The organism is Leptospira montravelensis (genome assembly GCF_004770045.1).
GTDB lineage: Bacteria > Spirochaetota > Leptospiria > Leptospirales > Leptospiraceae > Leptospira_A > Leptospira_A montravelensis.
The window spans coordinates 128803-150830 of record NZ_RQFO01000016.1; the positions used below are offsets into that span (position 1 = coordinate 128803).

The 22028-nt window shown below is 37.1% G+C and carries 25 protein-coding genes; 9 read left to right on the forward strand and 16 right to left on the reverse strand.

Features of this window, described 5'->3' with window-relative positions; all coding sequences use genetic code 11:
- The first annotated feature begins 12 nt into the window (after nt 1–12).
- Nucleotides 13–549 (forward strand): DUF6428 family protein, encoded by a 537-nt coding sequence (locus EHQ31_RS11015; protein WP_135573765.1) that lies wholly within the window; start codon nt 13–15, stop codon nt 547–549.
- Nucleotides 550–1596: an ACR3 family arsenite efflux transporter gene (gene arsB, locus EHQ31_RS11020; protein ID WP_135573763.1), complete on the forward strand. Its 1047-nt coding sequence runs from the start codon at nt 550–552 to the stop codon at nt 1594–1596.
- 92 nt (nt 1597–1688) lie between these two features.
- Here arsB and EHQ31_RS11025 read toward each other — a convergent pair whose 3' ends face one another.
- The 9 genes from EHQ31_RS11025 to EHQ31_RS11065 form a co-directional block, all read right to left on the reverse strand.
- The gene (locus EHQ31_RS11025; RefSeq protein WP_135573761.1) at nt 1689–2930 is read right to left on the reverse strand and encodes an NADH:flavin oxidoreductase/NADH oxidase family protein; all 1242 of its coding nucleotides are present in this window, start codon (nt 2928–2930) and stop codon (nt 1689–1691) included.
- A gap of 46 nt (nt 2931–2976) precedes the next feature.
- Nucleotides 2977–4002 (reverse strand): sensor domain-containing diguanylate cyclase, encoded by a 1026-nt coding sequence (locus EHQ31_RS11030; protein ID WP_244247351.1) that lies wholly within the window; start codon nt 4000–4002, stop codon nt 2977–2979.
- A gap of 35 nt (nt 4003–4037) precedes the next feature.
- Nucleotides 4038–4625: a DUF6962 family protein gene (locus EHQ31_RS11035; RefSeq protein WP_135573759.1), complete on the reverse strand. Its 588-nt coding sequence runs from the start codon at nt 4623–4625 to the stop codon at nt 4038–4040.
- 65 nt (nt 4626–4690) lie between these two features.
- Complete coding sequence (locus tag EHQ31_RS11040; RefSeq protein ID WP_135573757.1) at nt 4691–6502, reverse strand: PAS domain S-box protein; 1812 nt, start codon at nt 6500–6502, stop codon at nt 4691–4693.
- Between the two features lie 101 nt (nt 6503–6603).
- Nucleotides 6604–7314 (reverse strand): SCO family protein, encoded by a 711-nt coding sequence (locus EHQ31_RS11045; RefSeq protein WP_135573755.1) that lies wholly within the window; start codon nt 7312–7314, stop codon nt 6604–6606.
- Nucleotides 7311–7808: a toxin-antitoxin system YwqK family antitoxin gene (locus tag EHQ31_RS11050; RefSeq protein WP_135573753.1), complete on the reverse strand. Its 498-nt coding sequence runs from the start codon at nt 7806–7808 to the stop codon at nt 7311–7313. The genes EHQ31_RS11045 and EHQ31_RS11050 overlap by 4 nt, the downstream gene beginning before the upstream one ends.
- A gap of 95 nt (nt 7809–7903) precedes the next feature.
- The gene (locus EHQ31_RS11055; protein ID WP_244247352.1) at nt 7904–8731 is read right to left on the reverse strand and encodes a YHYH protein; all 828 of its coding nucleotides are present in this window, start codon (nt 8729–8731) and stop codon (nt 7904–7906) included.
- A gap of 221 nt (nt 8732–8952) precedes the next feature.
- Nucleotides 8953–9426, reverse strand: a complete 474-nt coding sequence (locus tag EHQ31_RS11060) for a GNAT family N-acetyltransferase (RefSeq protein WP_244247353.1) — start codon at nt 9424–9426, stop codon at nt 8953–8955.
- Nucleotides 9427–9639: 213 nt separating this feature from the next.
- Complete coding sequence (locus EHQ31_RS11065) at nt 9640–10806, reverse strand: acyl-CoA dehydrogenase family protein (protein ID WP_135573747.1); 1167 nt, start codon at nt 10804–10806, stop codon at nt 9640–9642.
- A gap of 59 nt (nt 10807–10865) precedes the next feature.
- Between EHQ31_RS11065 and EHQ31_RS11070 the strand changes: the two genes are divergently transcribed.
- Together EHQ31_RS11070 and EHQ31_RS11075 are read left to right on the forward strand one after the other, a co-directional pair.
- Entirely contained in the window at nt 10866–11939 is a 1074-nt protein-coding gene (locus EHQ31_RS11070; RefSeq protein ID WP_135573745.1) for an alpha/beta hydrolase, read from the forward strand.
- A 58-nt stretch (nt 11940–11997) separates the two neighbouring features.
- Nucleotides 11998–12702 carry an SDR family NAD(P)-dependent oxidoreductase gene (locus EHQ31_RS11075; protein WP_135573743.1) on the forward strand — a complete coding sequence of 235 codons (705 nt, stop codon included), beginning with the start codon at nt 11998–12000 and terminating at the stop codon, nt 12700–12702.
- Between the two features lie 317 nt (nt 12703–13019).
- On the opposite strand, the gene EHQ31_RS18820 is transcribed toward EHQ31_RS11075, so the two are convergent.
- The 3 genes from EHQ31_RS18820 to EHQ31_RS11085 form a co-directional block, all read right to left on the reverse strand.
- On the reverse strand, nt 13020–13196 hold the full coding sequence (locus tag EHQ31_RS18820) for a hypothetical protein (RefSeq protein WP_167481657.1): 177 nt from the start codon (nt 13194–13196) through the stop codon (nt 13020–13022).
- A 217-nt stretch (nt 13197–13413) separates the two neighbouring features.
- Entirely contained in the window at nt 13414–13929 is a 516-nt protein-coding gene (locus EHQ31_RS11080; protein WP_135573741.1) for an SRPBCC family protein, read from the reverse strand.
- Entirely contained in the window at nt 13926–14270 is a 345-nt protein-coding gene (locus EHQ31_RS11085) for an ArsR/SmtB family transcription factor (protein WP_135573739.1), read from the reverse strand. Before EHQ31_RS11085 ends, EHQ31_RS11080 begins: the two co-directional genes overlap by 4 nt.
- A gap of 230 nt (nt 14271–14500) precedes the next feature.
- Here EHQ31_RS11085 and EHQ31_RS11090 point away from each other — a divergent pair, with 230 nt between their 5' ends.
- Nucleotides 14501–14866, forward strand: coding sequence for a DUF4180 domain-containing protein (locus tag EHQ31_RS11090; protein WP_135573737.1), 366 nt, complete (start codon nt 14501–14503; stop codon nt 14864–14866).
- 40 nt (nt 14867–14906) lie between these two features.
- Here EHQ31_RS11090 and EHQ31_RS11095 read toward each other — a convergent pair whose 3' ends face one another.
- The gene (locus EHQ31_RS11095; protein ID WP_135573735.1) at nt 14907–15443 is read right to left on the reverse strand and encodes a YcxB family protein; all 537 of its coding nucleotides are present in this window, start codon (nt 15441–15443) and stop codon (nt 14907–14909) included.
- A 398-nt stretch (nt 15444–15841) separates the two neighbouring features.
- Between EHQ31_RS11095 and EHQ31_RS11100 the strand changes: the two genes are divergently transcribed.
- Entirely contained in the window at nt 15842–16123 is a 282-nt protein-coding gene (locus EHQ31_RS11100; RefSeq protein ID WP_135573733.1) for a hypothetical protein, read from the forward strand.
- Between the two features lie 224 nt (nt 16124–16347).
- Nucleotides 16348–17100 carry a rhomboid family intramembrane serine protease gene (locus EHQ31_RS11105; protein ID WP_135573731.1) on the forward strand — a complete coding sequence of 251 codons (753 nt, stop codon included), beginning with the start codon at nt 16348–16350 and terminating at the stop codon, nt 17098–17100.
- A 79-nt stretch (nt 17101–17179) separates the two neighbouring features.
- Here EHQ31_RS11105 and EHQ31_RS11110 read toward each other — a convergent pair whose 3' ends face one another.
- From EHQ31_RS11110 to EHQ31_RS11120, 3 genes are all read right to left on the reverse strand, one after another.
- Entirely contained in the window at nt 17180–18430 is a 1251-nt protein-coding gene (locus EHQ31_RS11110) for an adenylate/guanylate cyclase domain-containing protein (RefSeq protein WP_135573729.1), read from the reverse strand.
- Between the two features lie 178 nt (nt 18431–18608).
- Nucleotides 18609–19820, reverse strand: coding sequence for an NADP-dependent isocitrate dehydrogenase (locus EHQ31_RS11115; RefSeq protein WP_135573727.1), 1212 nt, complete (start codon nt 19818–19820; stop codon nt 18609–18611).
- Between the two features lie 45 nt (nt 19821–19865).
- Complete coding sequence (locus tag EHQ31_RS11120; RefSeq protein ID WP_208652777.1) at nt 19866–20432, reverse strand: hypothetical protein; 567 nt, start codon at nt 20430–20432, stop codon at nt 19866–19868.
- Between the two features lie 78 nt (nt 20433–20510).
- On the opposite strand from EHQ31_RS11120, the gene EHQ31_RS11125 reads away from it, so the two are divergent.
- Together EHQ31_RS11125 and EHQ31_RS11130 are read left to right on the forward strand one after the other, a co-directional pair.
- A complete protein-coding gene (locus tag EHQ31_RS11125; protein WP_135573723.1) occupies nt 20511–20885 on the forward strand; it encodes an LIC_13246 family protein in 375 nt (124 codons plus the stop codon).
- 112 nt (nt 20886–20997) lie between these two features.
- Nucleotides 20998–21975 carry a hypothetical protein gene (locus EHQ31_RS11130; protein ID WP_244247355.1) on the forward strand — a complete coding sequence of 326 codons (978 nt, stop codon included), beginning with the start codon at nt 20998–21000 and terminating at the stop codon, nt 21973–21975.
- The last annotated feature ends 53 nt before the right edge of the window (nt 21976–22028 follow it).

The window sequence follows — 22028 nt, forward strand, 5'->3', positions numbered from 1 at the left end:
GAGAGAATAAAAATGAATACACTCACTTGGAAAGATTTTAACTTAAATTTGGACTTATATCCTGAACTTCATTTAAACTTTGAATACGAAAAGAATCAAACCATATTCCCCAATTACCATATTACAGAGTTCAAATTGGCAAAAATTCAATCAGTAGATTGTGGTGGGAATTCTGATTCTTGGACAGAGATTATTTTGCAAATTTTAGAGCCAAAAACTGAAAAAGATACGGAATCGATGACACTCTCGAAAGTGAATTCTATAGTTAAAAAAGTAACAAATGTAATGGAGATCCCTTCCAATGCAATTTTACGAGTTGAATTTGGAAACGATACATCAGCAATGCGTCAATACTTTGTAACGGAAATGATTCCAATGGAGAAAGCACTTCTCATCCAATTAAAAGATGGGCAAACGGAATGCAAAGCATCAGCAAGTTGCGGTCTTCCCAAAGACGTTATTAGCTTTCCGAAATTAGAAAAATCAAGTTCTAGTTGTTGTTCTCCTAAAGAAAAAAACGAAACGAATGAACCAGCAGGATGTTGTTAGGTGAAAGTTTTATCATTTTTAGACAGATTTCTTACTCTTTGGATCTTTGGAGCAATGGTAGTTGGGTTACTTATCGGAAAATTTTTACCTTCCGTTGTTTCCGGATTTTCCACTCTTTCTATTGGAACTACCAATATCCCATTGGCCATAGGACTCATCCTTATGATGTATCCTCCTCTGGCGAAAGTAAAATATAAAGAGATGGGAAAAGTGTTTCAGGATGGAAAATTATTAACACTTTCACTTTTACTCAACTGGATCATTGGTCCCTTACTTATGTTTTTTTTGGCATTAGTCTTTCTAGGAAATGAACCAGAATACAGAACCGGGTTGATTCTCATTGGTCTTGCACGTTGTATTGCAATGGTGATTGTTTGGAATGACTTAGCAGAGGGTGACCGTGAATATGCTGCTGCATTAGTTGCTTTGAATAGTATCTTCCAAGTTTTCTTCTATAGTTTTTATGCTTATTTGTTCATAACTATTTTTCCGCCTTACTTTGGTTTGGCAGGATCGGAGGTCTCTATTCAAATTTCAGATATCGCTGAAACTGTGGGAATTTATTTAGGAATACCATTTTTATTCGGATTTTTATCTAGATATGGATTTGAAAAGTTTGGAAAAAAAGAATTCTATGAAACAAAGTTCCTACCAAAAGTTTCACCTTTAACACTTTTCGCACTATTATTTACAATTGTTGTTATGTTTAGTTTAAAAGGTGAAATGATTTTTGAACTAAGTGATGATGTGATTCGAGTGGCGATCCCCCTGCTTTTGTATTTTGGGATTATGTTTTTTCTAAGCCTTTGGATCGGATACCAGTTAGGAGTAGATTATTCAAAAAATGCAGCGGTAAGTTTTACTGCAACAGGGAATAACTTTGAATTGGCAATTGCTGTCGCTATTGGTGTTTTTGGAATCCAAAGTGGTGCTGCTTTTGTTGGAGTGATTGGCCCTCTGATTGAAGTTCCAGCCCTTATTTTACTTGTTAAATTCGCAATTGCATTTCGTAACAAGTTCTACAAAGAAAATAACAAACAATTATAAACAGAAAATTTTTAACTTTAGTCCTACATTATCTAAAACTAAAGTTAAAAACAGTTTATTTTCTGATCACACAGATATTAAATTTTTTTTTATTAAGAGTGGTTACAAATCCACTTTTGGTATCTTTTAGTCAAACGAGACAAACGAATTTGGTCCATCACCAGGCGTACGATAGGTGAAATGTTAGTTTTGGGACGTTTATTTTCTGACAATCGATTGATTTGGTAACGTACCATCGCCATATTGGCTAAACCTTTTAGTGTTTTAGATTTCCAATTTGGATCTGGCAAACGACTTTCCAATTCTTGATTTTTCTTCCAATCATTGGGAAGATTGGGTTCGAGTGCCAATGCAGTGGCTATTCCCACTAATGGAACACCTGAATCTAACACTGATTCTGCAATTTGTTTTCTACGAATTCCACCTGTCACTAAGATGGGAACCGTTGCGGTTTTTGCGACTTCACTAGCAAACTCTAAAAAGTATGCTTCTCTAGAAATAGTAGATCCATCCCTAGACTCCCCTTGCATAGCAGGAGCTTCATAATTTCCCCCAGACAATTCAATAAAATCTACACCTAATGTTTGTATATTGGAAATAACTTCTTTAGCATCTTGAAACTGAAATCCACCTTTTTGGAAATCAGCAGAGTTTAATTTTACAGCAACAATGAAATTTGGTTTCACCATTTTTCGAACTGATTTGATTACTTCTATCAAAAACCTAGATCGATTTTCTAAACTTCCTCCCCACTCGTCCGTTCTTTGGTTGGCGATAGGTGATAAAAATTGACTGATCAAATACCCATGTGCTGCATGAATTTCCACTCCATCAAAACCTGATTCTTCGGCCAGTTGCGAAGTTTTTGCAAACCTCTGAATGGTTTCGAAAATTTCAGATTCTGTCATAGCCCTAGGTTTTCCTAAAAGTTTAGATAGTTTTCCGATGTCCACTGGCACGGCAGAAGGTGCCCATACATTACCACCTAACTTTGCCAATACTTGTCTACCGGGATGATTAATTTGCATGATAATCTTTCCACCAGTCTGTTTTGCTTTGGAGGACCACATACGAAATCCATCCAATGACGTTCCTTCCTCCAAAACCACACCCCCTGGACCCGTCATAGCTCTGTGGTCCACCATTACGTTGCCTGTAATCATGGTTCCAACACCGCCTTGGGCCCAAGTTTCATATAAGTTCCAAAGCGCTTCGTCTGGTTCTAAATTAGGGTTGGATAAATTTTCTTCCATTGCAGCTTTCACGATTCGATTAGGCAAAGTGGTGCCGCTGGGAAGCGTATATTGTGAATATAGTTGGGAACTTGAATTCATTTGTCTTTATTAGACAAACGCTAAATCCAGAGAATGAATTTAGAGGTTACAAATTTTCTTCTTTTTTTCGAAGGCGTTTGTTTTCATACATGCGACTATCCGCAACAGCCATTAAAGTTTCTGGGTCGATTCCATCCTCAGGAAAAAAAGCAAATCCCATACTTGTTTTAATCTGGAGTTTCGTTGATTCAAACTGAATTTCTCCTTCGACCATTGTCCGAATATGATCGAGAAGTGTAAGAATCGATTTTTTAGGTTCTTTGTATATCAGAATTAAACCGAACTCGTCTCCACCAAGTCTTGCTAGAACATCTTGGTTTTGGACGAGAGGGGAAAACCTACTTGCAAACCGGGCTAAATAAAAATCCCCAGCAGCATGTCCATAGGTATCATTAATTTTTTTCAATCCATCTAAATCAAAAAGAGCAATTGTTAAAAGAGAACCATCGTTGACAATGCGAGAAAGCCCCTTTCTTAAATAATCATAAAATGCAGACCGATTGAAAATGCCAGTGAGTGCATCATGACTTGCAAGGTAAGCCATCGATTGTAGGCTTTTTTCTCTTTCTGCCCAACGGTAAGCGTTATGTAAAACTGCGGCCATCGTACCTGACAACATATTCAAAATATAAGTGTCGTTAGTTGTATAGAAACCTACTTTAGAACTATGTACTTTTAAAACACCTAAAACTTCTGAATCAAAATATAATGGTAATACTATCATTGAACGGAGACCCACAACACGACAAGCTTCGCGATTCACGCGATCATCTTCTTCCGAATCTATACAATACAATGAAGTTCTTGATTGAAGACTAAGTCCAGAAAAACTATCCTTTACAGGTAACCTTAATCCAATCTGTCTTTCTGCCGTGCCACTAGCGGCACGATAAACTAACTCATCACCTTCCACTAGCTCAAATACTGCTCCCTCCGATCCAGTGATTTCTTTTGCACGATGAGTGATCAGTTCTAAAAGATATGGAACATCTGGTTTAGCGGCCGTTAGTTCCGTTTGTATTTTGAGTATTTTTTCTAAAGTGGAATCTGAAGAGGAGCTTTCTATAGACATCTCAAAAAAGAGATTCTAAACTCCTCTATATAAATCTAGCTTAATTTTTTGATTCCTTCAGCTATACAGTAATTGGCGATTGCAAGTAAGATATGAAAGATATCAACGTTTAGTATTGGACCAGTTGATCCGTTTGTACCTATAACAAGACCCGCAACAATAAATAAAATTGAGCCTACTATACCCATGATCGCTGCATTTGATTTTCTAGGAAATCGTACGATGGAACTAATCAGTATGATTAACATGGCAATTCCGCCAACAACTGTCGAATAAATTCCCAATGGATAGAGATAGGAAAAAGTTAAGTAAAGAAGAAATGCGACAGCTATAAATAGGAAAAAAGTTTTTTCTGAAAGTGAACGGAACGTGAAATGGAAAAATGCTAACCCAAGTAGTGGGACTCCCAAACATCCTGACAGTCCTACAAAAAAACGATAAATAGGATCAAGCGTGTTGATACCAAGGAAATGGATTGAGCCAAGTCCGGCAGAGATTCCTATGATTCCAAATCCATACAAGGCGGAACGAGAAGGAATGGCAGATTTACCGACGAAACGATACGCTACAGATAGCGTGACGAGGGAAAGAAATAAATCGGATAGGAATGTTGAAAGAATCATGGTTCCAGAATTAGAACTAATTGCGTATAAAAAACAAGATAAATTAAGCCTTCGCCTGAATTAATTTAAGGTACAATGACTCTTTGCGATTGGAGCACAATATCCTGTATGATGCTATCCAATTCTTTGGCCGATGTAAGCAAATGATCTAAACTCCGACGTTCTTCTTCACTGGACAAAGTGCCCGTTTTTATTAATTCAACAATACCCATAATCTTAGCCAAAGGGTTTCTCACCACATGAGATTGAGTCCATGCAATCGCTTTCAATTTTTCATTTTGGGTTTGGATCGCCGTAATCTGAAAAACCCGTTCTGTCACATCGTGAAAGTTATCTACAATCCCACCAATAGATTCATCCTCGATTAAATTAGTGACAGTGGATTCCACCCAACGCCAGGAACCGTCTTGGTGTTTGATTCTAAAATTATGACTTGGTAGAGAACTTCCTATGGGAATGGTTCGAACCTCATCCAATCGTTTGGTAATTTTTGAAACATCATCAGGATGTAAAAAATCGAATAAATTCATATGCATGGCATCGGATTCAGAATAACCCAAAACTTTTGTAATGGAAGGAGAAACATATTTTGCTTTGCCTTCAGTACTAAGGATAGCAATGACGTCGATCCCATTTTCCACGAGAGCTCTATATCTTTTTTCACTCGCAATAAGTTCCATTCGTTTTGACATCAAATCGGTGATGTCTTTAGAAAAACAAGCGAGGCCGGTAATTGAGTCTTCCGCATTTCTTATTGGATTAAAAAAAACTTCTCGGTGTTCTTCAAGACCGGTGATTGGACTCATAAACCTTTCATAAGTTTTAAAAGACTCACCAGAAAGTCCTCGTTCATAATAGCCCTTCCATTTTTCGTAAAAGGCTTCTCCCTGGTTCATAATGAGTACGGAGTCTCCTTCTTTAGCGCGCGTTCCATTAAGGAATCCCATCACTTCTAAAAAAGCTTTATTCGCCGCTACCAAAGAAAAGTTTGAATCTAGTGACCATATCAAATCAGAAGTACCGTTGATGAGTGCTTCTTGATTTCTTTTAATTCGAATTATATTTTCTTCCGCTATGACTTTTTCGGATATATCCCTCGTAACACTGAGAACAGAAACAATCTCACCATTTTGGTTTTCCAATGGGACTGCCGTACTTTCCAACCATCGTTCCGTGCCTTTGAACCCAATGATACGAAACCGATTACTCGACTTTATTCCTTGAAGTGCTTTTTTGTGTAATGATTGATAAAATTTTAAATCAGAGGGGTTTACTAATTTTTCAACTTTTTGACCAATTGCATCTTCTGGACAATTTGCCTCAATCATTTGTAAACCGGCAGGATTCATTTCAATGAGAATTCCATCTGGTGATACTACTTTCACACATTCAGGTTCGGATTGAAGTATAGTGCTTAATCTTTGTTCTTGTTCTTTTACGGTTTGAAAGGCTTCTCTTTGTTCTGTGACATCCTGAAAAATTCCCACAATTTGTTTAGGGTCGTTTTGTTCATTTCGAATCACTTCTGCTAATGAATGAACAAATTTGATTTTTCCCGTAGTTGTGACTAGTCTACACTCTAAATCATAACTAATCCCTTTCTCCAAAACCTCATTCATATGTTTTGTTGCGAATTCGCGGTCGTCAGGATGAACAAATAAATATCCGGTCTCCAAATCAACAGGCATCGATGAGGGATCCATTTCTAAAATATGAAAAACACCTTCAGACCAATGTAAGGTTTGGTTTACAAAATCGACTTCCCAATGACCTAGTTTCCCAAGAGTTTCCATTTGCCTTAGGATAAGTTCTTGTTTTTTGCCTTCTCCTTTTACTGTTGAAGGAGGGATAAGATTGTCATTTTTCTTTTGTTTCACAACGAGCCACCTCCGTAAAACAGAAGTATGATTCTGTCAGAGTGAGAAAACGAAGTCAGCCTTTTTTTTTAAAAAAAATAGAAAATCTATCAGACGATTTCCTATGGATTTGCCGCAAATTCTCCAACTAACAGTTTCATGTCGTTTAGCATGGTTTTTATGGATTCACCACGGTTTCCATTATAGACACCTCGAAAGTTTAAATTGGGATCTATTAAAAAAATTTGTTCTGAGTGTACAAAGTCCTTCGTTGGATTCTTGTTAGCTGTATTTGTATCCGCCTGGAATGTATTACGAGCAATTTCAAAGATTTTTTCCCTTTCTCCTGTCAACAAACTCCAATACTTCGAATGAATTCCTTTTTCCTCAGAAAATTTTTTTAGTTCCTGAGGAGTATCCAAGTCTGGAGTTACAGAGTAAGACACGATTTGGATGTTTTGTGTTTTCGCAATTTCGGACTGAACAAATTTCAAGTTTCTAATAATATTTGGGCAGAGTCCGTGACACCTAGCAAAGAAAAATGATACGATTGTTATTTTACCTTTAAAATGTGATTCGTCGATATTTTGGCTGAGTTGGTTTTGAAATGTAAAAGGATCAACCTTTCTAACAGAAGTCGGTTGTTCACCTCTCGGAACCCAAAATGCCTCTAAATCACGACCACGGAAGTAAGGCAGTGAATCTTTTTTCGGTGTATCAAAGAAAGTTAAATTAGAATCTTTTTGTCCATCTTCAAGATGAAACCAACCGCAAGAGGAAAAATTGATTATGAAAAGAAAAATAAAAAAGTTGTAACGATTTAAGATGATCATGGATTGATTATTGTTTTTTGATTGGTTTCATCACCTTTTAACTTAAAACATAATTTAGATCCAACCACTCCATATAATCTCTCAGGAGAATATGTGTAATTGGAATAAATCTTTCCATCTTTTCGCCAAACTTTTGTTCCAATGTTCGTTCCATTTTTAAATCTTGCATAACGATAAACTTTTCCATCTTCGTGCCATTCCCAATGGTCACCATCCGCTAAATCATTTTTATAAGAAAATTGAAATCTAGCTTTACCGTTTTCATACCAACCGTTATGAGTTCCAATACGTTTGCCTTGTTGATAAAAATACTCTGCACTCGTTTGGCCGTTTGGATAGGTATCCAAAGTTAACCCATCTTCTAATCCATTCAAAAAAGAAGTGATCCGAACCGTTCCATTTGGATGGATTGATTTCATTTTTCCAGAAAATTTTTGGCCCTTATAGTAATAGATACTTTCCAATCCAAGACTCAAGTCTGGATCATTATCCATAACCACCTCTCCGCAATGAACCAGAGAGGTGAGTAGGAGAAATAAAATTGGAATTTGTTTTAGTTTCACTAATATGTATGAATCAATAAAACTAATTAGTTTGCAGATCCGCCGGTTCCAATGAGTTTTCCAGAAAGGAGAATTCCATTCACTTCAGACCCATTATTCACATGGTAATGATAACGAGTGTTTGAGGTTTTGGTAGTATTATAATCGGTTGCACCCGCCCAAGTCGTTGGAACGGCTGTATCTAATCCGCCTCCAGTGCACTTTGTACTACTACTTGCTCCGCCTAAAGTAAATCCAGTGGTTAAACCCGTTGTAGTCGAATCATGTTTTTTTCCAAAAATCAAATAACCGTCTTGGGCTATACCAACCAATTTACTATCGTTGTTGGAAATTTTCGGCGGTTCTACATGGTAATGGTAAGAACCGGTATTCGTCGGGTGACCTTGTGATGAATCAAACGTGTAATACTCGGTAGAGAGGGAATCACCAGGAGCTGCTTGGTCATTGTAAATGGCGATTCCGTTGGTAGATACACCAATCATTCCGAAGCTAGAAGTTGTTGCTGTTGTATTTTGGTTATCTTTAGGAACAGTTAAGGTATAGTTTTGTGATTTGATTAGATTAGGATTTTTAGCATTTGCCTGACCCGAATTGACATACATAGTCGATTCATACCCGGCACTAGAAGAACCCCAATAGATACTTTTGTAGGTAGGAACGGAAGTAAATTTAAATACATAATTAGATCCGCTGACAGACACAGTCACACAAGTAAAACTTGTCTGAATCCAATTAGGAACTCCAGCACCGAAGGTCGTTGTACAAGTTCCCGTATATTCAGAAGAACTACCTAGCAATCCAAGTATAGCTAATGAAGTTAAATCTGTGTCCTTTTTTTCACTTGCACAGTTCATAAAGAAAACGAAGACAAACGCTAAAGAAAATGTTTTTTTAAACATAGGGAAAAACATAGGAAGTATAAATCGTATGTAAAGTTTATTTTAACCGATTAGGTTTTTCGATAAAACAAATTGATAACAATCGAGGGGATACACCAGGGAATTATACGCAAACAATTCAGCTTGGCAAAGAACGTTTTTAATAGAAATTCTGAGTATCCCGAAGAATGAATTGATCAGATTATTTTTTTCTCAAAACAGATAGCGGTGGGATCTGTTACCCATTTCCCAAACGTGGGAATTTCTTTGAATCCAAAGTTTTTATATAAAGTTAATGCCTCTGGTTGTGGGGCACCAGCTCGTAAAATCATGGAAGAATATAAATCGATTCGTGCTTGTTTTTCTATCTCATTTAACAAAGATTTGGCGACATGATTCTTTCGAAACTTGGGGATTACATAAACGGAATCCAACTCACACTGCATATCGTTAAACCTAGTATATGCGGCCGATCCCATCACTTCACCAGTTGCAGGATGTTCTGCGAGGAAAAACCTTCCACGTGGCGGCAAAAAATCATGGAAATCCATTGGATTTGGTGCCTGAAATCCATATCGATTTTGGATTTCTTCCCATAGATGGTCCATACAAAGTTTAGAGTTTGGATCGAAGGTTTCGACCATTCGAATCACGAAATTTTGATTTTTCAATGTAGAAAGATGAACTTCCTTATATTAAAATTTGCAAATACTATTTTAAGGTGGTGAGAAATTGAGGACTGTTGTATAGGGAAGTTATTGGGTGGCGGGTGGTCACACCCCACCCAATCAGGGCGGGGATACTTACATCCAACCAGTACCACCCCAAAAAAAAGCCCCCATTCCTGGAGGCTTCTCTTTCAACCGAATTTCTTTTAGAAAATCTTAGTCTTTTTTGGAAGCTGCTTCTTTGATTACATAAGCTGCAATTTCGTTCTTTTGGATTTGAGTCGTTCCTTCGAAGATCGTGAGGATTTTAGAATCTCTCATTAACTTCTCAACAGGATACTCTTTTGTGTATCCGTATCCACCAAAAATTTGAACTGCGTCAGTTGCACACTGAACCGCACATTCAGAAGCGTATGCTTTTGCAATCGCAGAGTATTTTGGAAGGTTAGGATCGTTTGCATCAGAAAGACGAGCTGCTTTATAAGTGATTTCCCTTGCAGTTTCTACTTTGATAGACATATCAGCTAACATGTGTTGCACTGCTTGGAAAGTTCCGATTTTAACACCGAACTGTTCTCTCTCACGTGCATAACGAGCTGCGTGGTCAAGTGCTGCTTGCGCTACACCCACTCCCATCACCGCTACGAACGGACGAGAAGCATTCAAAGTTTGGAGTGCGTAAACGAAACCTAGGTTTTCTTTTCCTACTAATTGTTCTTCGCTCACTTCACAATCTTCAAAAATAACTTGGTGTGTGGAAGAGGCTCTAATTCCGAGTTTATCTTCTTTTTTACCAACAGTTAGACCTTTTGCGTTACGTGGAACATAGAAACAAGAGACTCCACGTGTTCCGCGGTTTTTATCAGTATAAGCAAATACAGTAAAGGCTTGGGCATCAGAGGCACCAGTGATCCATTGTTTTGCACCATTGATGATCCATTTGTCGCCTTTTTTCTCAGCGCGAGTGGTCATACCAGGAACGTCAGAACCAGCACCAGGCTCAGACAAACAGAAAGAAACTCCGAACTTTCCGTCCGCAATTTCAGGAAGCCATTTTAATTTTTGTTCGTGAGTTGCACCTTTTAGAATGGGAAGGATTCCAAGACCAGTGTAAGCAAATCCTAATGCGATCCCAAGGCATCCACGAGAAAGTTCCTCGATAGCTAAACACTGTTCTATCGCACCAAGTCCCCATCCACCGTATTCTTCCGGAATCACAAGACCGTTAATTCCGAGCTCCGAACGCATTTTATTGATGAGTTCAGTTGGGTGTTGGTTTTTCTCATCCCAGTGCAAGGCTACTTCATGCGGGATTTCTTTTTTTACGAAGTTACGAACTAAATCTCTGATCTCAAGTTGTTGCTCTGTGAATTGGCTATACATTCCGGGATGTTCCTTATGAGAATGGGGTATTTACTACCTTTTTTCGTACGACCCTTCCTATGCCAAGGGTTTTTCTCTCTTTACAAGAAAGCAAATCCAATGTAATATTTTCCATTTGTATGGCTAAATCGTGTTCTTTATTCCACAAGCTTCGACAGCTGTCTGCTGTTTTCCTAATCACCGTTTCCTTTGTTTTAGTTTCCTGTGCGGGGCGTCCCAAGTATGAACCCAAGGCAAACTTAAGTTATGCGAACTTTGAAGTTTACTTCCAAGAGAAGTTAGCCGAAAGCAAACGCAAAAACCATAGACCAGGAAACGAAGAACGTTACATCAGTTTTGGTAAAAAAACTCCACTGGCATTTTTATACATTCATGGCTTTGGCGCTTCACGAGCAGAAGGCGAAGAAGTGATGGAAAAATTGGCTAAAAAATTTAAAGCCAATACTTACCTACTACGTCTGCCAGGTCATGGAACCAACAAAGAAGATCAAAGAGATCAAAATTTTAACAACTATTTAGATGCATCACGTGAAGCTTTATATATGATGCAATCACAAGGAGATCGTGTTGTTGTGTTTGGAAGTTCGATGGGAGGCCTACTTGCGACTTGGCTTGCTTCTGAATATCCCGAAGAAGTAGATGGTCTTGTTTTAGCAAATCCATTCTATGCACCTGTAGATGGAAGTTTGAATATTCTAAATTACCCTGGTGGACTTACCTTCATTCATTTACTGAAAGGAAAAGTTAGATCATCATCTCACAATAACAATCCAAAGGTACTACCAGAACGAAATAACTTTTGGTATCCAGAACAATACTTTTCGGCCCTTGTGGGTGTGAATGATTTAAAAAACTATGCTGCAGTTCCTACGGTATTTCGTAAGGTAACTTCACCCGCCTTACTCTTGTATTACTATAAAAATGAAAAAGAACAAGATCCAACAGCGAGTGTTCCAAAAATGTTAGAAGGATATACCAACTTTGGATTAGATAAAACTCCAAATCCACTCAACCGAAAGGTAGCCGTGGAAAATGGAATGCATGTACTTATGTCGAAGTGGGTGATCACTGACAAAGCATTTATTGAGGCACAAACTGAAAAATGGCTCATAGAACTATCTAAGTCCAAGTAAAAACAGTCTATAGATAACTGTAGGCTAATAAATCTACAAAAAGGGAGATTTGATTTCTATGAAAGCATCCAAGGAACGAATTGCACTGGTCACAGGGGCCAACCGAGGGATTGGGAAACAAGTCTCCATTGATCTGGCAAAACAAGGAATCTATGTTCTAATTGGTGCCAGAAATCCGGGAGAGGCCGAAGATACTTTAGCGGCAGTGAAAGCTGTCGGAAAAGGAGAAATCCTCTCACTGGATGTTTCCAAGGAACACAGTATCAGTGCGGCTCTAGATACCATCACAGGTAGTTTCGGTAAACTCGATATCCTTGTGAACAATGCAGGGATCTTTGCCGATCCTGGTTCTTTCTTTGATACTACAAGTGAAGATCTTCATAGAACCCTTCTTGTGAATTTATACGGTCCCCTTCGATTGATCCAAACTTTTTTACCAATGATGATTCAAAACGATTTCGGTCGTATTGTCAATGTTAGTTCAGGAATGGGACAACTTTCTGATATGGGCGGTGGGTATCCAGCCTACCGTATCTCTAAAACAGCCATCAATGCCCTCACCAATGTAGCAAGTGCGGAAGCAGTTGGCAAAAATATTAAAATCAATTCGGTATGTCCTGGTTGGGTAAAAACGGATATGGGTGGGGCTAGTGCTACAAGGCCTGTGGAAAAAGGTGCCGAAACCATTGTTTGGGCTGCCACATTACCTGATGGTGGACCTACAGGAAAATTCTTTAGGGATAAAAAAGAGATAAGTTGGTAGGTGGGGGAGCCACTTTCGTCTCAATAGCTTCCCGCTATAAGTAAGACGATTTTGACCAAAACCTAAAATGGATTACATAAAATATAAAGTTCTACTTTTACTCTTACTTATATCAACAAATCCAATATTTGCGAAAATCATTGATACCTCAACGTTAGAAGAGGATGATATTATTTTTCATGAATCAAACTTATAGCAAACAACTGCATTTAAATTAGAAAAAAAATCTAAATACAAACATGTCGGAATTATTTTTAAATATGGAAAACCCTTTAAAGTAATTGATTACAGTGATGGAGCGATATGTAAATTCTCTGTTAGGAGTGGTTTATTTTTTTTGTGACAAGTTTGACAATGTCGTCAAAGGAATTCAGGTTTTTAGCTTCTTCGTTACTAATTTCTATTTTGAAATTATTTTCCAACCTTTCGATGATTTCAATATCTGCAAATTCATCTGTATATTTCCATAAAAACAAGATTAATTGAGGAAACATAGCGACGTTTCTTGAAAAGAAAAATACCAATATAGTAAAAAACTACCATTAGAATTGTTACATAAATTATCATTTTAATTTATAAACTTATTTTGCTTTTTAGTTATTTCATTTACTTTTAGAAAATAATCGTTTTCGAATGATTGAAATATTTTTTAATGAAGAACGAAACAAGGTCCGGCAAACACCTTGTTTTTCGGTAACTAAACTCTGGTTCCTACCCAATCTTTCCGAGTAACTTATCTAACTCCAAATAACATTCGGCCATACCATCAGCCGCGCCTGATTCCACCATCATCTTACAAACCTCTGGCGACGCATAACGACAGAGATGAGTCATCAGTGTCCGATTCCCTTCGCTTGTAAATGTGCGAGATTCGAAAGTAGCATTGGGATCTTCGGGAGCATTTTGATCAAAAGTCGACATATCAAAAATGTAATTTTCTGTATTGGCCAATTTCTCAGGAATCACAACCTCTCGAAATGTTCCGTATACTCCTGATTTGTTTCCGTCTTTATCTGCATAGAGATACAAGTATTTGCCACCTACTTTCAGATCTTGTTTACAAGTATCAAGAACCATACCTTCGGGACCGATGAGCCATTTTTTCATTAACTCCGGTTTGGTATGACAATCAAAAACCAACTCCCTTGGTGCAGAGAAGTACCTTGTAAACACAACTTCTGTTTCACTTCGCTGTTCCATCTTTACTTCATTTTTCTCTGATTTCATTTTTTCTTATCCCCTTTCGTTTGAATTGTTTGTAATTCTACAAGTAGTCCATCTAACACCTGATACCTTTTTTCCCACATCTGGCGGTATTTTTCGATCCAATCGATTGCTGTTTTGAGCGGTGCTGTTTCCAACCGACGGGGCCTTTCTTGGGCTCGGACAGTAGTGGAAATAAGGCCTGCCTCTTCCAAAACTTTAAGGTGTTTGGAAATGGCGGGTTGGCTCATCCGAAAGGGTTTGGAAAGTTCCATAACGGTTAAGTCCCCTTTCGCAAGGCGCATGAGAATGGCCCTACGAGTGGGGTCAGCAAGAGCAGAGAATGTAGCGTCAAGAGTTTGCATAACTAAATGGTTATATAAAAATCTAGCTATATACATGATAAAAGTCAAATCTATTTTGAGAGAAAAAGAGGAAAACAATTACTTATTGAGACGGGTTTTTCAGTATTTCTTTCGTATGATTCCAAGGTTCCCTTTAAAACCGGATCTCGAACCTGTCTAAAGAAAGATCAAAACTTAAATGAAACTACAGAAATCCATACAATTTCTCAATTGGACCGGCAAAGTAACCAATGTACGTTCGCAAATTTAATAAAAACAATATAGAAATCGCAATTGTTGATTCAGAAGAAACGCTGATCAAAGACGGTTCCACGGCCTTGGACTTTTTTGCCACCATTCAATACGATTCGGGGTGTGATCGTTTTGTATTGAAACAATCACATTTTGTTTCAGACTTCTTTGAACTAAAATCAGGAATTGCTGGTGAAGTATTACAAAAAATAGTCAACTACAGAATGAAACTGGCAATTGTAGGTGATTTTTCTATCTATTCTAGCAAAAGCCTAAGTGATTTTATCTATGAAATGAATTCAGGGAAAGATGTTTTTTTTCTGAAATCAGAAGAGGAAGCCATCGACCGTTTAGCTAATATTTAATGGAGATCTAAGGCTAAATTCAAAGCCGGAGTAAATCCTGTCAATTTAGAGGTTTGATTAGGTCCCCATTCTTCTGAATCAAAAAGTCGATGATCGCATGACTTTCAGTAGGTGAACTAAAAATCCGATTGGGTAAAATCAACGCCTGAATGTTCGAAATATATATGTAAAGAGCCTCTGGTCCAATGGACAATCTAACAAGATTTTCATAGGGAATTTTTGACTCCACGTTTTTGGTTTGGGTCAGTATGTATAAATCTTCAAATCGAATGATAAGTTCCGATTCAATAAATTCCCTCCCTTCCGTATAGAATTTGTTAAAGTATTTAATCAACTTCCTTTTTCGAGTCAAACGAAGATACACATAATATAGAAGGTTTAAAAACAAATACAGAAGCGCAAAAATGTTAATTTCTTTGGGGTATGTAGTAAAGAATATCACAACAGAAATAATGGTAGTCACGGACAAAAAGATTTCTGGGTAGAATTTCTGATATCTAGTACCAAAGGAATTGTGATGATATAAGGAAAACAATGATAAGTCTTCTAATTTTTGAATATATTTAAATTCATTCATTCCGGGTCTCCACTCTTTCAGATTTTATCACACCTAACAGATACCACTATAAATTCATCAAGCGGCTTCTTTCCCACGAGCCACTTCTAAAAATGAAAACTAATTTTAGGAAAAACAATTAATTGCAACAAAATTGAAACTATTTCGAGAATATAGCAAGTTATACTAAAGTCAAGACAGAACCCATTTTTATAGAATAGTTCTATTACAAAGAAAATACATTACGTTCAAACGGGACCAAGGAAAAAACCAAGTGACTATAATCTGAACTACTAATTTATCTATAAATAATTCTTGCACTCCATTATAATTAAATTCATGTTAGTCTGTATTTTAAAAAACTACTCCTTTACCTTATTTTCCTTTGGAACTCTAGAATAGGATACTTTGAATACTATGTGGAAAATCACTCAAAAGAGTCTGCTTTTTGTATTGATGTTCCTAATCAAAACTATTTGATTCCTGGACTAAATACTGAATATCAGATGGTCAGCGGAATTTATCCCTGCGACGATGTTGATTATTTTAAGGTGAATTTTAAAAACCAAAAGTTTGCATTGGATTACCGAGCAGAAGCAGCAAATTGGTTTCATATTCTTTTGGAAAATTCAAATGATATGAATGCCAAAATATCTTTCAAATTCCGAAACATTTATTTCCTCGTATACTTCGAAAACTAAAGGCGAAACAACCTTATTTCGAAAACAGAATAAATGATTGTAAGGAGCTCTTCTTGCGTTTACTTTCTTGTTTTATCATTTATTTTAAAAAAATCTTAATCGAAGAAACTTGGCAATTAAAACTGTAAAACGATACATATACCTTTTTCTATTTTAAAAAAAGAAAGGAATTGGCAATATAGTCATTTATTAAAATAATTGGCAGAGTCAAAGGCCAGCTAACAATGTTTGTATTTGAAAAAGCAAATCACAATTTTAGAAAACCAATCCTTACCTTGGGTTTTATATTAGTCTCAATGGTAACATTATTCTTTGATAATATTGATTCCTATGCATTTACACCCAAAAAAGAATTTGGTTCCAGTTTATTTGTTTCCTTTTTCTTTAACTCTTCTCTTTCGGAATGGTTTACCAATGCTATTTATTTATACATGTTTGCAGACAATATTGAAGATGTTGTCGGTCATTTTTATTTTTTCCTTCTCTTTCTATTCTTTGGAGTTCTCGCAAACCTAACATATTTTTTATTCCATATGAATTCCATTGTTCCAATTGTAGGAACTTCTGGAGTCATCTCTGGAATTTTAGGAATGTATTTTGTATTTTTCCCTAACGTAAAAAGTACGATGGTTTTTGAACGTGCCAGTTTCCGCGACGTTCCTATTTTAATCAGTTTGAGTATTTGGATTCTCATCCAATCCTATTTTTATATCGTAGAATTTCATTATCATACAAGAAGCACGTATGCGGGTCAAGTTGTGGCATTTTTAACAGGAGTTATCATAGCCCAGTTCTTTGTTCGTAACAATTTTTTAGATCGATTGGAACAAAATATACGCATTTCTACTTTTATTAACAAAACTGTCCTTTGCCCTTCATGTAACAAACCAATTCCTGCAAAAAAATACGGAAGAATTCATTGTTCCTCATGTAATACAAATTTCTTTTTCGACCGGCATGGAAAAAAATTTCTTTAATACTGTTTATTACTTTTGGATTGCCGGCAAATGATTGATTGTATGATGAATTATAGTTTTATATTTTTTTAATATGTATTTACCACTTCCGCTTCGTTCGTTCAGAGATGGCAAAAATCTTTTTGGGGGAACTAATACCTTTTAATTTGTGTTCCCCAAGTTCTTCCCAACGAATAGGAATTTGTTCTGCCAAACTTTCGGAGGCCAAAACTGCTTTTCCCAATTCTCCACACATACCAGCAATGCGACTCGTTAAATTGACCGCCTCTCCAATCACAGTAAAGTCGAGTCTCTCGGTTGAGCCAATGTTTCCATAAAGGATTTCCCCAGAATGCAGACCAACTCCATGATGAATGGGTAATTTTTCTTCTAATTCTCTGGTTTGATTATGTAAAAATAACCTTTCACCTAACTTTCGAACAGCGAGAAGGACTTTTTTTCCAACAAAGGTTTTATTGGATTCGGTATAGGGAAATACAGCTAAAATCCCATCTCCCAATAATTTTAAAACTTCTCCTCCATGAGCTTCGATGAGTGGGATGGCTAGTCCAAAATAATCATTTAATAACTGTATGATTTCCGGCGGTGATAACTTTTCACTCATTCCAGAATAATTGCGTATGTCCGAAAACCAAATCACTGATTTGATTTTGTCAAGTTCCCCTAAATAAATTTTTCCAGAATACACTGTCGAACCAGTGCGTTTTCCCAAATAAATACTGAGCAATGATTCCGTTAATTCATTTTGGATGAAGTTCATCCATTGTAAGGAGAGTATCTTTAAAACTTGGTTTAAAAAAATTTGTTCTTCGTTAGACCAACCATTCGTTTTGTCTGTTACTAAACTTAAAAAAGCATAACTGACCCCTTTTTGTAAAATGGGGACTGCTAAATATCCAGTGGCACCCAACTGAGCCAAATCGTCGAGGATTGGATAAGGTCTTGATTTTCCATGATTTCCCGCAAAATCAAAGTAATACGGTTTTTTTGTAGACATCACATGTTGTACAGGACTTACAGCAAATTGAGAAGACTGCAAAGATCCCAATCGAAATCGCACTTCACGAAGATATCCATTTTCAGATTCGATGGTTGACCTTGAATGTAACAAAGGAGTGGTGGAATCATCAAAATATTCTAATTTTCCTTTAGGAACCCAAGTATAAGACAAAGATTCCACTTGCGGATGTAGGGTACGCGTCCCCATATTGACACGTACAATTTGAAACCCTTGATTTTGTAAATATCCAATCCCTTTATCAAAAAGTTCGACAGAAGATTTCAAACCAGGCAATTCATTCGTATACCATTCTATAAATTCAGCGATCATTTTCCTATTTGACTTCCAAAGTTCACATATTGTCTTCTATATTAAGAAGATTGAATATACAACCATCTTGAACAATTGCAAGGAATTATTTGATTTATGAGATAAGTGGATAAAAGGGAAGGAAATAGAAAGAAAACATCATACCCTGCCAAATGACAGGGTATGCAATTTACAAAACTTATTTTAGTTTTGCATCTAAACGTTTTTGTACAGCTTCCATAAATTGGAAAGTATCCAATTCTTTTTTAGTAGCTGCTGTAGAAAGAGAAAGTAAGTCTTTTGTCATTTCACCACCTTCGATGGTTTCAATGATTGCTTCTTCCAGTTTCACTGCAAAGTTTACTAGTTCTGGAGTTCCATCTAGTTCCCCACGTTTTGCAAGAGCTCCCGTCCAAGCAAAAATAGATGCCACAGAGTTTGTAGAAGTGGTTTCTCCTTTTTGGTATTTACGGTAGTGACGAGTCACGGTTCCATGTGCTGCTTCGTATTCGTATTTTCCGTCTGGAGACACAAGAACAGAAGTCATAAGACCAAGGGAACCAAAACCAGAAGCAACCATATCACTCATAACGTCACCGTCGTAGTTCATCATCGCCCAAAGTTGTCCACCTTCGTTTTTCATGATTTGCGCAACCGCATCATCAATGAGGTAGTAACTATAAGTAATACCAGCAGCCTTCATTGCAGCTTCTTGTTCTTTTGCCATTTGATCAAAGATATCACGGAAACGAGCATGGTATTTTTTAGAAATAGTATCTTTTGTTGCAAACCAGATGCTGATTTTTTCAGACAAGGCGTAAGTGAAACATGCCTTTGCAAATGACTTGATAGATTCATCAAGGTTATGCATTGCAAGCGCAACTCCCGCACCTTTAAAATCGTTTACAAGTAGTCTTTGTTTTTCTTTTCCAGAAGCATCTGTGTAAACGAGTTCTACTTTTCCTGGACCATCTACAAGAATTTCTACGTCACGGTAAATATCACCGTAAGCATGTCTTCCAATTGCGATTGGTTTTTTCCAAGAATTTACAGCAGCCGGAATGTTTTTAATGATGATTGGTTTACGGAAAACAGTACCATCAAGGATGGCACGAATCGTTCCGTTAGGTGATTTCCATTCTTGTTTTAGGTTGTATTCTTTCACTCGGTCTGCATTTGGAGTGATGGTTGCACATTTAACCCCTACACCGTGTTTTTTGATTGCGTTAGCAGAATCAACAGTAACTTGGTCATCTGTTTTGTCGCGGTATTCAACACCTAAGTCATAGTATTCCAAAGTGATGTCTAAATAAGGGTAGATGAAACGATCTTTAATTTCTTTCCAGATAATTCTTGTCATTTCATCGCCGTCTAACTCAACAAGCGGTGTTTTTACTTTAATTTTTCCCATTGATTTCTCCTAAACTCATTCAATTTTTGATTCGCATAAAAACGTTTATGTGGGATTTACCATATGTAAATTCCACAGGTAGTGACAAAACTCAGTAGAATTATTGATCGCTCCTGAAATGGTATGAATTCCCGTAAGGGATGTATATCTTTTTCTATAAGCATCTCGTTCAGAAATCTGAGAAAGTTTTGTTTCCAATTGGACGAGAACCTCTTTCCAAGATTCACATTGTTCTTTCACCTGTGGGTCGGTTGCTTTTATTTTAAGATCTGTTGCCTTGGTGATCTGAATTTCCCAGAAATGAGATGGAAATGCCGGTGGTCTATACCTGTCCCGAATGGCTTCCAAATCCTTTTCAATGTCTTGGTCTTTAAAAACAGTAAAAAAGAAAAACCCGCTGATTCGTAATGAGAGAGGAAGGAAAAAACTAAAATTGCGATCGTAAGAAATCATCTGATGGAGAGTCCATTCTGCCGATTTCCCGCTATTTCTTTTATCGACAAAGGCCTTGGCATCAAACGAAGCCAATTCATCAAAACAGTATTGGGCAAACCGGAGTTTCTCTTTCCAGAATATTTCTAATATCTCTGTGACCATGCCTGTTTCGTTCATCTTGGATAGGGGAAAGTATTTTTCAAGTGAGAATCCTTTTTTAAGAACCAAAGTCAAAATTCTTCCACCCCGAAAAGTATGAAAGAAACCGAAGTCCTCTGGCGAGAGCTTGTGACAAAAAAAGAAGAATTCTTACATATCTTAAGAATTCTGAATCATTATTATGAAATGCGGGGAGAAACGAAATCCAAACAGTTTGCGTTTCGTCGTTCACTGGCCGATTCCGCACCGGAATCAGTACAAATTTTTTTTTCTAGACTGGGTCCTTTTGAATACCAAGTGGCTTGTCGAATTTTGCCAGAGGAACAAATCGAAACCTGGATCCATATCGATGGAATTGCAGAAGAAAGAGAAAGGTTAAAACAAATTGGCAATACAGAACATCCTGTCTTTTCGCTCGTTTGTCTGGGAGATTTGTTTGCACTAACTCTACCAAGCACCATTTCCATTTAAAGGGAATCCCTAAGAAAAATCTTGATTCTTTTCGAGTACCCGTCAGGATTTGCCGGTGTTTCGGCAATTCCTTCGACTCGTTTGTTTTTGTCTGTTGGTGGCAGTGCTGCCGGTGGAAAACTTACTAGCCCAAGATTTTAAAACACAACATTTCCCTGATGAAGGTTACCTGCAAGCTTGGAACTTTACCTTTCGAAATGAAAAATACAATCTTTTTGCAACCTTTCTAGTTAGTAATTTTGGTCCCGGATCACATAACAACGGTATATCTCTACTTTTAAAACCCAAAGACCAACCCGTTTTTTATTCCACTCGTGAATTTGATTCCGATGAATATGATTTTAAAAAAGGTCAGTTCTACCAAAGGAGTGGGGAGAATTGGATGGAATACAAAAACGGTATTTATTCCTTCTATATGAACTACGGGGATTGGGAAATCAAATTAGACTACAAACCCAGACGTGGTTCAGTGCCCATATCTCAAGGTAAATATCCTTTAAAAGATGATGGTAAATTTGTCCAAGCAGACATTCCATTTTCCTACTCGCAAGTAACAGGCACCATTCGATACAAAGAAGTTACGGAAGAGATCAAAGGTATTGGTGGTTTGGAACATATTTTAACAAATGAACCTGTGTATCAATTTTCAAAAAAATGGGAACTTGTAAGATCCATCACTAAGGATGGATATCGAATTTTTACAGGTGGGTTTGTTGGAACACCAAATTTTCCTGGTAGTTTTTTTAGGCGAGTGGCTGTCATCGACAACACTGGTCATTTGGTTTTAGAAGCGACAGTGGAACGAGTTGAAGTTTTGGACTGGGAAAAAGAACCTACTTCTGGTTATACGATACCAAAAAGAGAGGTTCTATATTTTAATGAAGGAAAATGTTCACTTCTTGTCAAACGAACTAAACCAATTGCAACGATGAGTGCTTTAGAAAACATTTCTTCGTTTTTAAGATTTTTTATCCAATTGTTTTTTGCCAAACCTTACCAGATCCATTGGCACGCAGATCTTAAATTAGATTGTCCCATTTGGTCAGGTGAGGCAAAAGGATACCATTCTAATTACTTAATCAATGAATGAACTGTAAAAGCGAATGTAGACGAAATTTGAATTTTTACAAATGTTTATTTAGA

What these genes read in the sequence shown, in the direction of transcription:
- EHQ31_RS11015 (WP_135573765.1), top strand. Translation starts at nt 13, where the DNA reads ATGAATACACTCACTTGGAAAGATTTTAACTTAAATTTGGACTTATAT.
- EHQ31_RS11025 (WP_135573761.1), bottom strand. Translation starts at nt 2,930, where the DNA reads ATGAATTCAAGTTCCCAACTATATTCACAATATACGCTTCCCAGCGGC.
- EHQ31_RS11030 (WP_244247351.1), bottom strand. Translation starts at nt 4,002, where the DNA reads ATGTCTATAGAAAGCTCCTCTTCAGATTCCACTTTAGAAAAAATACTC.
- EHQ31_RS11035 (WP_135573759.1), bottom strand. Translation starts at nt 4,625, where the DNA reads ATGATTCTTTCAACATTCCTATCCGATTTATTTCTTTCCCTCGTCACG.
- EHQ31_RS11045 (WP_135573755.1), bottom strand. Translation starts at nt 7,314, where the DNA reads ATGATCATCTTAAATCGTTACAACTTTTTTATTTTTCTTTTCATAATC.
- EHQ31_RS11050 (WP_135573753.1), bottom strand. Translation starts at nt 7,808, where the DNA reads ATGGATAATGATCCAGACTTGAGTCTTGGATTGGAAAGTATCTATTAC.
- EHQ31_RS11055 (WP_244247352.1), bottom strand. Translation starts at nt 8,731, where the DNA reads ATGAACTGTGCAAGTGAAAAAAAGGACACAGATTTAACTTCATTAGCT.
- EHQ31_RS11065 (WP_135573747.1), bottom strand. Translation starts at nt 10,806, where the DNA reads ATGTATAGCCAATTCACAGAGCAACAACTTGAGATCAGAGATTTAGTT.
- EHQ31_RS11070 (WP_135573745.1), top strand. Translation starts at nt 10,866, where the DNA reads ATGCCAAGGGTTTTTCTCTCTTTACAAGAAAGCAAATCCAATGTAATA.
- EHQ31_RS11075 (WP_135573743.1), top strand. Translation starts at nt 11,998, where the DNA reads ATGAAAGCATCCAAGGAACGAATTGCACTGGTCACAGGGGCCAACCGA.
- EHQ31_RS18820 (WP_167481657.1), bottom strand. Translation starts at nt 13,196, where the DNA reads ATGTTTCCTCAATTAATCTTGTTTTTATGGAAATATACAGATGAATTT.
- EHQ31_RS11080 (WP_135573741.1), bottom strand. Translation starts at nt 13,929, where the DNA reads ATGAAATCAGAGAAAAATGAAGTAAAGATGGAACAGCGAAGTGAAACA.
- EHQ31_RS11085 (WP_135573739.1), bottom strand. Translation starts at nt 14,270, where the DNA reads ATGCAAACTCTTGACGCTACATTCTCTGCTCTTGCTGACCCCACTCGT.
- EHQ31_RS11090 (WP_135573737.1), top strand. Translation starts at nt 14,501, where the DNA reads ATGTACGTTCGCAAATTTAATAAAAACAATATAGAAATCGCAATTGTT.
- EHQ31_RS11095 (WP_135573735.1), bottom strand. Translation starts at nt 15,443, where the DNA reads ATGAATGAATTTAAATATATTCAAAAATTAGAAGACTTATCATTGTTT.
- EHQ31_RS11105 (WP_135573731.1), top strand. Translation starts at nt 16,348, where the DNA reads ATGTTTGTATTTGAAAAAGCAAATCACAATTTTAGAAAACCAATCCTT.
- EHQ31_RS11110 (WP_135573729.1), bottom strand. Translation starts at nt 18,430, where the DNA reads ATGATCGCTGAATTTATAGAATGGTATACGAATGAATTGCCTGGTTTG.
- EHQ31_RS11115 (WP_135573727.1), bottom strand. Translation starts at nt 19,820, where the DNA reads ATGGGAAAAATTAAAGTAAAAACACCGCTTGTTGAGTTAGACGGCGAT.
- EHQ31_RS11120 (WP_208652777.1), bottom strand. Translation starts at nt 20,432, where the DNA reads ATGAACGAAACAGGCATGGTCACAGAGATATTAGAAATATTCTGGAAA.
- EHQ31_RS11125 (WP_135573723.1), top strand. Translation starts at nt 20,511, where the DNA reads ATGAAAGAAACCGAAGTCCTCTGGCGAGAGCTTGTGACAAAAAAAGAA.